At 65.4% G+C, this 11890-nt stretch carries 10 protein-coding genes; 6 read left to right on the top strand and 4 right to left on the bottom strand.

What is annotated here, in order from left to right; translation table 11 throughout:
• Window positions 1-121: 121 nt before the first annotated feature.
• The 4 genes from IIB36_04785 to IIB36_04770 all read right to left on the bottom strand — a co-directional run bounded on the left by IIB36_04785 (window position 122) and on the right by IIB36_04770 (window position 2501).
• Window positions 122-1405: an iron-containing alcohol dehydrogenase gene (locus IIB36_04785; protein ID MCH7531065.1), complete on the bottom strand. Its 1284-nt coding sequence runs from the start codon at window positions 1403-1405 to the stop codon at window positions 122-124.
• Window positions 1406-1742: 337 nt separating this feature from the next.
• The gene (locus IIB36_04780; GenBank protein MCH7531064.1) at window positions 1743-1913 is read right to left on the bottom strand and encodes a hypothetical protein; all 171 of its coding nucleotides are present in this window, start codon (window positions 1911-1913) and stop codon (window positions 1743-1745) included.
• 32 nt (window positions 1914-1945) lie between these two features.
• Window positions 1946-2302 carry a hypothetical protein gene (locus IIB36_04775; GenBank protein ID MCH7531063.1) on the bottom strand — a complete coding sequence of 119 codons (357 nt, stop codon included), beginning with the start codon at window positions 2300-2302 and terminating at the stop codon, window positions 1946-1948.
• Entirely contained in the window at window positions 2289-2501 is a 213-nt protein-coding gene (locus IIB36_04770; protein ID MCH7531062.1) for a hypothetical protein, read from the bottom strand. Before IIB36_04770 ends, IIB36_04775 begins: the two co-directional genes overlap by 14 nt.
• Window positions 2502-2600: 99 nt before the next feature.
• On the opposite strand from IIB36_04770, the gene IIB36_04765 reads away from it, so the two are divergent.
• The 6 genes from IIB36_04765 (at window position 2601) to IIB36_04740 (ending at window position 11884) form a co-directional block, all read left to right on the top strand.
• The gene (locus tag IIB36_04765; GenBank protein MCH7531061.1) at window positions 2601-3911 is read left to right on the top strand and encodes a cytochrome c; all 1311 of its coding nucleotides are present in this window, start codon (window positions 2601-2603) and stop codon (window positions 3909-3911) included.
• Between the two features lie 5 nt (window positions 3912-3916).
• Complete coding sequence (locus IIB36_04760; protein MCH7531060.1) at window positions 3917-5362, top strand: serine hydrolase; 1446 nt, start codon at window positions 3917-3919, stop codon at window positions 5360-5362.
• 134 nt (window positions 5363-5496) lie between these two features.
• The gene (locus IIB36_04755; GenBank protein ID MCH7531059.1) at window positions 5497-7929 is read left to right on the top strand and encodes a DUF1592 domain-containing protein; all 2433 of its coding nucleotides are present in this window, start codon (window positions 5497-5499) and stop codon (window positions 7927-7929) included.
• Window positions 7930-7971: 42 nt separating this feature from the next.
• Window positions 7972-9360: a DUF1552 domain-containing protein gene (locus tag IIB36_04750; GenBank protein ID MCH7531058.1), complete on the top strand. Its 1389-nt coding sequence runs from the start codon at window positions 7972-7974 to the stop codon at window positions 9358-9360.
• Between the two features lie 26 nt (window positions 9361-9386).
• A complete protein-coding gene (locus IIB36_04745) occupies window positions 9387-11324 on the top strand; it encodes an ankyrin repeat domain-containing protein (protein ID MCH7531057.1) in 1938 nt (645 codons plus the stop codon).
• Window positions 11325-11353: 29 nt separating this feature from the next.
• Complete coding sequence (locus IIB36_04740; protein ID MCH7531056.1) at window positions 11354-11884, top strand: hypothetical protein; 531 nt, start codon at window positions 11354-11356, stop codon at window positions 11882-11884.
• Window positions 11885-11890: the final 6 nt, after the last annotated feature.

Here is an 11890-nt window from a genome sequence, read left to right as displayed (position 1 = left end):
AGATCACCGGATACGTCGCGCGACGTAGGAGAAGACCAAAAGAGTGCCCAGCGGCTTTGTAACAGCCCGGGCGCACGACGTACAACGCTTTGTAACAGCTCGGCCTGTACAGCCCGGGGAGCTACCAGATCGTCATCGATTCTTCGAACAGAGAGGTCAGCTCCTCTGCTCCGGCCGGTCTGGGCGACAGCTTGGTCACCCGATGCTGAGGCAGCGTCCCCTGTACCAGTGCCGGGATGTCATCCGTGGTATAGCCCACGGCCGCGAGACCGTTCGGGACGCCTAGCTCACGCATGAAGTGGATGACGCGCTCGGCGAGGACCTCACCGGACTCGCTCGGCGTCGCGTCCGACACGTCCGCGCCCAGCGCCGACGCGGCTCGCAAATGCCGCTCCGGATTCGCTGAGGCGGTGAAGCGCACGACGGCGGGCGTGTTGAGGATCACGGATATCCCGTGGGGCACCAGCGCGTGGTCGACGACGTACCCGTCGGGCCGGTGGCCACGAACCATGCCCGCGACCGGGTAGGACATCCCGTGCGGTAGGTGGACTCCGGCGTTTCCGAAGCCGATGCCGGCGATCGCCGCGGCCAGGAGCATCTGCGCCCGCGCCTCTTCGTCACTGGCATCGGCGTACGCGCGCGGGAGAAACTCGGCCATCAGCTCGAGCGCGCGCAGCGCCCAGATGTCGCTGACCGGGTTCGAGCCCTGGTAGGCGGGGCGCTCCAGCGGCCTAGCCGGTTTGGGGCGCTGGTCGAACGGCATCGCGGTATACGACTCCAGCGCATGGCTGAGCACGTCCAGTCCTGTCGCCGCGGCCACCGCGGGTGGAAGCGTGCGCGTGTTGTCCGAGTCGACGATCCCCAAGGTCGGCTTGAGGTATCGGTGCGCGATGCCCGTCTTCGCCTTTTTCTCCACGTAGTCGAAGATCGCCACGCCCGTCGTCTCGCTTCCTGTGCCCGCGGTGGTCGGGACCGCGATCAGCGGTTTGAGCGGCCCCGGGATGGGGTGTCCGCGGCCGATGGGGGCGTTGACGTAGTCGAAGAAGTCGGACGGGTGGGTGGAATAGAGGTTCGCCGCTTTCGCCGTGTCGATCGTGCTACCGCCACCCACCGCTACGAAGGAATCGAACCCCCCGTGCGTCGCGAAGTCTGCCGCAGCCTTGAAGCTGGCGTCGGTCGGCTCGATCGAGACAGCGTCGAAAACCTCGAAGCCGATGTCGTTCTGCTTCAGCGACTCGAGCACGGTGTGGCCCACCGGGTGATCGCGCAGTGCCGGATCGATGACCAGCATCGTCAGGCGGGCCTTCAGGTCTACGAGATCCATCCCGATCTCGCCAGTGACTCCGCGGCCGAACCGGATGTTCGACGCGGCTATCTGGAAGGCGGTGTCGCGTTCCGTTGGCATCGCGGGGCTCCGTCTCTCTGTTGCTAGAAGGCTGTTGGAAGAAGTACAGCGGGCCGCGTTGCGGTGCCACCGCAACTCACAAGCTTGTACGGTATTGTCACACTTGGCGTTGGGCATATGGTGGTTGGTCCAACGCCACACCGCGGCAACCGCGGCGATCGCCAGCAGCCTCGCGATCAACCTTCCGCGCGCGCATCACCGGGACGTCGATGCCGTACGGCATCGACGTAGGCGCGGTCTCGCTTGTCGTGTCCCTGACCCTGTTCTTGAGTATCTCGCTGCTCAGCGCGCCCGATGAGCTCGACGCCGATGTCGAGGCGGTCATGGAGATGTGATTCTACACGGCAGGATCCGACACCAAGCTCCATTCCTCGGAAAGATCGAGCCGGTCGACCCATTCCCCGATGCGCTCCAAGTCGATTTCCGTTCCGGAGATGTCGAGCATCGCACGAACGTCTCGCAGATGCTTGTCGGAGCCACCGAGTCGGTAATACTGCAGCTTCTTCACGATCAGCTCCTCGGCAGAGGAGAAGACCGCCGTCAGGCCCGGCAGAGCGGGGAGGCGACGACCGCGCTCGATCTGGCTCCGGCGACCTCGTCCTTCTTGTCCGAGAAGACGTCGATCTTCAGGCCGGACGTGGGGTGGATGATGTTGAATTGAGCGCCTTCACGCATCGCGACATCCGCCGCGTCGACATCCAAATGGAACTCCCCGGGCGGAAAGCGCCGACAGAAGGCCACTAAGTTCTCGGAATCGAGTGACACGACGACGTCGATGTCGAGTGTAGCTCTCGGCTCTCCGTATGCGATGCTCGCGATGGAGCCTCCGAGCGCGTACGGAACACCGACCTCCTCGAGTGCTGTGACCAGATAGCGGAGGAGCTCATCCGCTCCCACGGAGGAACCTCCGGGCGATTTCGGACCGCACTTGCTCGGGCGTCCAACCCTCACGTGCACCGAGGTGGGCCTCCAGACGGGAACGCACGAGCCGTGTCGCGTCGAAGGCCGCCGCAAGTCGCTCGTCGTGCGACATCTCCTTATAGATAGCGATCAGTCGTGGGTCGAGTCGTTCCGGCGGGCGGACGTCGGGTTTCATGGATGACAATCTAGCCCCATCAGACTGGCAGCCCCTCCCCGCGCCGCACTATGTTCTCTCGGGCTCTCCTCCCCGGGCCCGCCAGAAGAGGATACATGAATGCGCGTCCGTGAAGCTCTCCCCCTCGTCTCGATGCTGGTCCTGGTCGTTCTCGTAGCCGCTTGCGCGACTTCAGCTCCCGGAACCTTCGCAGACTCCGAGGTCTCCAGCCCCACCTTCTACGCCGACGTCGTGCCGATCCTCCAGGAGAACTGTCAGGTCTGTCACATGGAGAGCGGACAGAATCTCGGGGGCATGGTCGCGCCCGTGGCCTTCACCAGCTACGAGACGACCAAGGAATGGGCTCCCCGCATCGCGCGCGCGGTCCGCACCGGAAGGATGCCCCCGTGGCATGCGGCCCGTGAGCACAAGGGAGATTTTTCGAACGAGCGCGTGCTCGAGGACTCTGAGATCGCGACACTACTGGCCTGGGCCCGGTCCGGGACCCTTGCCGGCGATCCGGCCGACGCGCCGCCGGCGGCGGAGTTCAACATGGCGACGAACGGCTGGTCGATCGGCGAACCGGACCTGATCGTGCGGCTACCGGAGCCGTACCTGGTTCACGATACGATCGAGGACCAGTACATCGACTTCGAAGTGCCGATCACCGCGGACATGCTTCCGGAAGATCGATGGGTCAAGGCGGTGGAGTTCCGCGCCGGCAGCTCCGCGGTCCACCACGTCATAGCGAGCCCCATCGGCGGCATCGCGCCGGGCAATGCGCCGCGCGTGTTTCCCGACGGGTACGGGACGGTGTTGCGCAAAGGCACGACCGTGACGTTCAGCATGCACTACCACAAGACGCCCGGCGAAGGCACCGCGGTCTGGGACCAGACGTCTGCGGCGATCGTCTTCTACGCGCCGGGCGAGATCATCGACCACGTAGTCCAGAGCCAGTCCCTGGGCATGTTCCGCTTCGAGATCCCGGCGAACGATCCCAACTACACCTTCCGTAGTGAGCACACGTTCGAGAAGGACGTGAATATCCTGTGGATGCTCCCGCACATGCACCTGCGCGGCAAGGCCGCCCTGTACGAGATCACACTGCCGGGCGGTGAGAAGGAGACGCTGTTGCACGTACCGCGCTACGACTTCAACTGGCAGCACACGTACATCTTGAACGAGCCTGTCCTCGCCCCGGCGGGAACCAAGATCGACCTCACGCTCTGGTGGGATAACTCGGCCGGCAACCCCCACAACCCGAACCCGGACCGTGCTGTGGGCTGGGGACGGCCCACAACGGACGAAATGGGCTACGGCTTCATGTCCTACACCGAGGTCGAGCCGAGGCGGTTCGTGGCAGGGGAGAAGATCCCGGAGGAACTTTTCGGGCCGACGGGGTCGCAGCGAAACCCGGGGAGTCCAGAATGAATCGCATGACCACGATCCTCTTCGCCGCCGCGCTCTTGCTTCCCGCGCCGAGCCACGCCCAGCAGCAGGAGTCGTACGACTACTGGCGCGCGCAACGGGACATGATCCAGCACGGCCAACAGGCGATCTTCATGTGCAATGGCTTGTTCACGTCGAATCGGACGCTCGAGCAGGTCTTCGACAAGGAGCTCAAGTACCTCCGCCAGCCGGTCGGCACACCCCGCGGCGGTGACTACGAGGTCGACTGGGACCGAAAGGCCGTAGCGATCGGCGCATCGGGCGGCACGCCGATCATGCGCGCGGCGTTCCGGCAAGGCATCGGGTGCGTGATTCTCGCGCCGGATCAGACCTTCGAGGACATCGACGACCTACCGATCATCGACACACCTCCGCTTCCAGGAGACGCTGCCACGATCCCGTGGCCGGAAGGCGACTGGGTGGCGGACAAGACGCTCCCCTCCAACCTCGACCCGGTCGCATTGCAGGCTGCCTCCGATTGGGCGTTCGAGCGCGAGTCGCCGGAGCAGGTCACGCTCAGTCTGATCGTGGTGCAGGGTGGGGACATCGTTCATGAGCGGTACGCGGACGGCTTCGACATGTCTACCCGCACGCGCACATGGTCGACCGCCAAGAGCCTCGCGGTGACCCTCATGGGCATGATGGCCGACGATGGGCGCCTCAGCCTCGACGAGTCCCTCGGCTTCGAGTGGCTGCCGCGACAGGCCTCGCCCGAGACGGATCCCAGGCACGCGATCACGCTACGACACGTGCTCAACATGTCGAGTGGGCTCAACACCGTGGACAGTCGGGGCCTGGAATACGCCACCGGGTCGGGCCTGGCATACTGGGCGGGCGCGAGCTCCGTGCGCGGGGCTCTGAGCCGGGCGCTGATACGGGAGCCGGGCACGAGCTGGGACTACGAGAACTACGACACGCTGCTCGGGGTCCTCGCTATGAAGCGCGCGATCGGCGACGACCAGGCCTACCTCGAGTATCCGCGCAAGGCGCTGCTCGACCGCATCGGCATGCGCAACACGCTGATGAGCGTGGACCGTTTCGGCGACTTCATCATGAGCAGCCAGGTCTACACCAATGCGCGTGACCTCGCGCGCTTCGGGATGCTCTATCTGCAAGACGGCGTGTGGGACGGCGAGCGGCTGCTCTCCCACGAATGGATCGACTTCGTGCGCACGCCGGCTCCGGCGACCGCGGAGCGGGGAAACCACTACGGGGGACAGTGGTGGCTCGTGCCGGACGATCGGAACGACGTGCCGAAAAGCGCCTACTCCACCTCAGGGAACCGAGGTCAGTACGTGATCGTGGTCCCCTCGCACGACCTGGTGATCGTGCGTCGTGGACTGGACTACGGCCGTCAGGGCTTCAACCGATGGGACCTCACCCGCGAGGTGCTCAAGGCCGTCCGCCCGATCTCGGATGGGGATGGGAGTTGAGGACGCCACACACGAGCCCTGGAAAAATTGCCGCAACACAACGTATTATCGTACGTTGTCAGTGGTCTGCCTCGCGCGTGCGGGGGACCTAACGGAGGGACCGTGGTTCAAGAGACTTCCAGGAGCTGCCAGGAATGAGGAAATCCTCACTTGCGATCCCGATGGTCGCATGCCTGGGCGTAGCGCTCGCTACCTGCACCGGGCCGGGTCAGCCCTCTTCGGCCGGGATGCTCGCCACGACCGCGCATCCGGTTCCCAGCAGCTATGAGGGTGCGAACGCCGTAGTAGACCAATACTGCACCCGCTGCCACAGCGAGCGGATGCGGCGCGGCGAGCTCGTACTGGAAGGCTTCGATGTCGCGAACGCGCCGGAGAATGCCGAGGCCGTCGAGAGGATGATTCGGAAGCTCCGCGTGGGCATGATGCCGCCCTCGGGAGCCCGGCGGCCGGAAGAAGCCGTGCTCCAGGCGGTTGCGAGGGAGTTGGAGACCATCGTCGATCGGGCTGCCGCGCGGAACCCGAACCCCGGCGCGCGCACGTTCCAGCGGCTCAACCGGGCCGAGTACCGAGGGGCGGTTCGCGACGTGCTCGGAATCGACGTGGACGTGAGCAGCTTCCTGCCCCTCGATACCAAGAGCGCCAACTTCGACAACATCGCCGACGTGCAGATGCCGTCGACGACTGTCATGGAAGGCTACCTGCGGGCGGCCGGACAGATCGTTCGCGTCGCTCTCGGAGACCCGGATGCCGAGGTCGGCAATACGATCTACCGCGTTCCCCGAGTTCAGTCCCAGAGGGAGCGGGTCGAGGGTGCGCCGTTCGGAACGCGTGGTGGGCTGTCCGTGGTGCACAACTTTCCGGCCGATGGGAAGTACGTCTTCCACATCATGCCGTACGCCGCGGTCGAGGGTGAGGTCTTCGCTCGGCCCTACGGTTATGAGCAGATCGAGGTCTCGATCGACGGTGAACGGGTGGCGCTACTGCCCGTCGACCGGTGGATGTCGGAGTCCGAGCCCTCGGGTCTGAACATCCGGACGGACTCTATCCAGGTCACCGCGGGGCCCAAGCGTGTGACGGCTGCCTTCGTGCGCCAGTACGAGGGTGCCGTGGACGACCTGATCCGGCCAATCGACCATACGCTCGCAGACGGACAGATCGGTGTCGGGCTGGGTGTGACGACGCAGCAGCATCTCCAGCGCATGACGGTCCTGGGCCCGTTCGAGGTCACGGGCGTGTCGGAAACTCCCACGCGTCGCATCGTCTTCAGCTGCCGCCCGACCTCACCGGATGAGGCTCGGCCGTGTGCTCGTGAGATCGTCGCACGCATGGCCGCGAAAGCGTACCGGCGTTCCGTGCAGCAGAACGACGTTGACGGTCTGCTGACGTTCTACGATCGCGGCGCGGCCGACGGCGGCTTCGAGGGCGGCATCCGCACGGCGCTCCAGGCCATGTTGACCAGCCCGCACTTCCTCTTCCGTATGGAAGAGCGGCCCGACAACGTGCGGCCGGGTGACATCTATCGCATCAGCGACATAGATTTGGCGTCCCGGCTCTCTTTCTTCCTCTGGGGCATGCCGCCGGACGAGCAACTGCTGCGACTCGCGGAGGACGGGGACCTTTCGAACTCCTCGGAGATCGAACGACAGGTGCGGCGGATGTTGGTCGACACCAGGGCGGAGGCCCTCGCGACTCGCTTCGCGGCTCAGTGGCTCCGTCTCCAAGATCTCGACAAGGTCCAGCCCGACGCACTCACCTATCCGTACTTCGATCAAACACTCGCGGACGCGATGCACCGCGAGACCGAGCTCCTGTTCGCGCACCTCGTGGCGGAAGACCGGTCCGTGCTCGAGCTGCTGACCGCCGACTACACGTTCGTGAACGAGCGTCTCGCGCGGCACTACGGGATTCCCGGTGTGACGGGTCCTGAATTCCAGAAGGTCTCGTACCTGGACGAGACGCGTCGAGGTCTGCTCGGGCACGGCAGCATTCTGACGCTGACGTCGCACCCCGACCGCACGTCGCCGGTTCTTCGCGGCAAGTGGGTCCTTGAAGTGTTGCTCGGCTCTCCGCCGCCGCCCCCGCCCCCGGACGTGCCCGCGTTCGAAGAGACCGCGGACGCGACCGACGGGCGCTTCCTCACCGTGCGCGAGCGCATGGAGGAACACCGGGCCAACCCCGCGTGCCAGTCGTGTCACAAGGTGATCGACCCCATCGGATTGGCGCTCGAGAACTTCGACGTAACCGGGGCCTGGCGGGCGCGTGACGGCGGCAACCTCGTCGATCCGGCGTCCGAGCTCTACGACGGGACGCCATTGAACGGTCCGGGGGACCTCCGTAACGCGCTGCTCAGCCGCCGTGAAGTGTTCTTCAGAGTCTTTACCGAGAACCTGATGGCATACGCGCTGGGCCGTCGCGTCGAGTACTACGATATGCCTACGATCCGTTCGATCACGCGTGAAGCGGCCAAGAACGACTATAGGGTCTCTTCCTTCGTGCTCGGCGTCGCGCAGAGCCCTGCGTTCCTGTCGGCGCGGGCGACCGTGGCCGATCAGGCTGGCCAGAACTGACTTGTTGAACCGACTACGTAACCTCGAGCGAGGTCCGAAGCGATGAACTACATCACCGGAATGCACATTTCGCGGCGCACGATGCTTCGCGGCATGGGTGCGGCCGTGGGTCTTCCTCTCCTCGATGCCATGGTTCCGGCGAACCGTCTGCGGGCGGCGACGGAGGCGGGCAGGGCTGCCGACAAGACGCGGCTGGTGTGCATCGAGCAGGTGCACGGGGCTGCCGGATGCAACGATCTCGGCGCTTCGCTCAACCTGTGGTCGCCGGCCAAGACGGGGCGTGACTTCGACCTCTCGCCCACGAGCATGAAATCGCTCGAGCCGTTCCGTGACTATCTGACCATCGTGTCCGACACGGATTGTCGCGAGGCGGACGCGAAGGCCGCGAAGGAGATCGGTGGTGACCACTTCCGCACTACCGCTGTTTTCCTGACGCAGGCCCACCCGAAGCAGACCGAGGGCTCCGACGTCTACAGCGGGATTTCGTTCGACCAGATCTTCGCGCAACGCTTCGGTGGGGATACTCCGATCCCCTCGATGCAGCTCTCGATCGAGAATGTGGATCAGGCCGGCGGCTGCGCGTACGGTTACGCGTGCGTCTACACGGACACGATCAGCTGGGCGTCGCCGACGGAACCGCTCCCGATGATCCGCGACCCGCGAGCCGTCTTCGAGCAGCTGTTCGGCGCCGGAGGAACACCGGAGCAACGGGCACAGCGGCTTCAGACGGACGGCAGCATTCTCGACTGGGTACTGGGCGAGATGAAGCTGATGCGGCGTAAGTTGGGTCCGGAGGACCAACAGCGGCTCGACCAGTACGCGAACAACATCCGGGAGCTCGAGCAGCGCATTCAGCGGACCGAGGCACGGAACTCAGGCGGAGACGAGCGTGAGATTCCCGAGGCGCCCGTCGGCGTCCCGGACTCGTTCGAAGAGCACGTGAAGCTGATGTTCGACCTCCAGGTGCTCGCCTTCATCGCGGACACCACGCGCGTCTTCTCGCTGAAGCTGGGTCGCGACGCTTCGCCGCGGGTATTTCCCGAGGCGGGCACCACGACGCCGTTCCACTCGGCTTCGCACCACGGTGGCCGCGAGGATCGAGTCGAGAACTTCGCCAAGCTCAACGCCTACCACGTGTCGATGATTCCGTACTTCCTGCAGAAGCTGCAGGACTATCAGGAGGGCGACGCGAATCTGCTCGACAAGACAATGGTCATGTACGGCTCCGCGATGGCCGACAGCAATCTTCACAATCACATCCGCTGTCCGCTCTTCCTGGTGGGCGGCGCGAACGGTTTGCTGAAGGGCGGCGAGCACTTGCGCGCGCCCATTGGCACCCCGATGGCCAACGTCTTCCTCGACCTCCTGCACGGGATGGGCCTGGACGACCTGGACTCCTTCGGCAACAGCACGGGCACATTCTCGGTCTGAGCACCGATCCCGAGCGGGAGCGCGATATGTCGGCAGCACGAATGAAGGTCGGTTTCCACATGGGATCGATTGTAGCCTTGAGCCTACTGCTCGTGGCGGGCACACCGGCTGACTCGCCGGTTGCGGACGCCGCCGAGCGCGGCGATCTCGAGGCCGTTCGCACACTCCTGCGTGACGGTGCGGACGCCAACGGTGCGCAGGCGGATGGCACGACAGCGTTGCACTGGGCTGCGATGAACGACGACGTACAGATCGTCGAAGTGCTCCTGTATGCCGGCGCGACCGTGAAGCCGACCACCCGACTCGGTGGCTATACGCCGCTGCACCTGGCCAGCCGGAACGGGCACGGCGACGTTGTACGCGCACTGTTGGAAGGAGGGGCTGACGCCAACGGCTTCACAAACACTGGAGTCAGCCCGCTTCACTTTGCAGCTCAAGCCAACTCGGCCGAGGCCATCCGAGTCCTCGTTGAGCACGGCGCGGAGGTCGACTCGCGCGATTCCCGCTCGAGCCGCACGCCTCTGATGTTCGCCGCCGTTGGAAACTCGACCGCCGCGATGCAGGCGCTCATCGACGCCGGCGCGGATCTGTCCGCGGCGACCGACGTCAAGGACTACGAGGAGATCTCGAACGCCAACAACGAGGACCGCGCCCGGCGCACCCGTGTGCGCGACGCCGAGCTGCCGCCCGATCAGCGTCCTGAGGCCCGAGGTGGGCGTGGTGGACCGCCGCAACGTGCGCAAGCCGCAGCGGCGACGCCCGACCCGGACGAGACGCCTGACCCGGACGAGACAGCCGATCCGGACGAGACAGCCGACCCGGACGAGACAGCCGACCCGGACGAGACAGCCGACCCGGACGAGACAGCCGATCCGGACGAGACAGCCGACCCGGACGAGACAGACGAGCCGCCCATACGCGCGCTCTCGTCCATCGAGCAGATCGGGAAGCAGGGTGGCTTCACCGCGCTGCACTACGCGGCACGCGAGGGCCACGTTAATGCTGCCCAGCTCCTCGTCGCTGCCGGGGCGGACATCGACCAGGTCACCGGCGGTGACGAGTCGAGCCCGCTTCTGGTCGCCGTGATCAACGGACACTACGACTTGGCCGAGGAGTTCGTTGAGCACGGCGCGGATCCGAACTTGGTCAGCGACGATGGAGCGGGTCCGCTTTTCGCGACGCTGAACATCGAGTGGTCGCTGCGCACGTGGTATCCGCAGCCGGGAGCGTTTCGCGGGCAGTCCACGTCGTATCTGGACCTCACTCGAGCTCTGCTCGAGGCCGGCGCCGATCCGAACCAGCGCACCACAACGCATATCTGGTACGCAGCGTACAACGCAGGGCGCATGGGTGTGGACTTCACGGGCGCAACGCCATTTTGGCGCGCAGCCTACGCCACCGACGTGAACGCGATGAAGCTGCTCGTGGCGTACGGTGCCGACCCCGACGTCTGGACGATCAAGCTTCCCGCCCGCCGGCGCTTCAACCGGGATCCTGACATTCCGAACAACCCGGTGAACGACGAGCCGGAGCCTGTCGATCCTTCCGGACTGGCACCGATTCCCGTTGGAGGGCTCGGGATCCATCCGATGCACGCGGCGGCGGGCGTCGGCTTCGGCACGTCCCGCGTTGCGCAGCAGCACCGCAGCGTGCCCGACGGGTGGCTGCCTTCGATGAAGTACTTCATTGAAGAGTTGGGCGTCGATCCCAACCTGCGCGACCAAGACGGTTTCACCGCGCTGCACCACTCTGCGGCGCGCGGTGACAGCGAGACGATTCTCTACCTGGTCAGTCAGGGCGCTGACGTCACGCTGATCAGCCGGCGCGGACAAACCACCGCGGACATGGCGAACAGCCCCGAGCAGCGCGCGCAGCCGCATCCTGCGACCGTCGCGCTGCTCGAGAAGCTCGGTTCGAAAAACAACCACGAGTGCAGGTCGTGCGGAGAGGGTCGCGGGAACTGAGACCCGTACCGCACGCAGTCGGAGCGAACATGAAACGGTACCTGTCCGCGCTCGCCGCGCTGACGGTTCTTACGATCCCCGTGGGCCTGGAAGCTCAGGACACGGAATGGAACCGGTACACCTTGGAGGGCCTCGGCGGTGTATTCGTCCGGGCCGAGGCCGACGGGGCGTGTGAGAGCGCCGGTGTGACGGCCTCCTCGCTCCTGGCCGAGTCCGCGCTGAAGCTCATCGAGGCTAGCGTCGATGTGCTCACCGAGGAGCAAATGCTCGAGAATGCGGGGCTGCCGGAGTTCCGGATCACCGTCGAGTGCGTGACGGGGGCGGGCGAGGGAACCGCGGGGATGCTCGCGTACGGGGTGTCGGTGCGCGTGCAACAGTCCGCGCAGATGATTCGGGACACCCAGGTCACGCTCCCGGAAGCGGTCACCTGGTACGCCACCGAGATCGGTATCGCGAGTTTCGACGACGCGGCCGCCGCGCTCGAGGGCGCGATCGACGGCAAGATCGCGGAATTCGCGGCCGCGTACGTCGCCGCGAATACGGAAGAGACCGGAAACTAGAACTCC

This window comes from Gemmatimonadota bacterium (assembly GCA_022560615.1).
Classification (GTDB): Bacteria; Gemmatimonadota; Gemmatimonadetes; order Longimicrobiales; family Gaopeijiaceae; genus UBA1138.
Note: the sequence above shows the minus strand (reverse complement) of the source record. Positions and strands in the feature narration are given on the sequence as shown.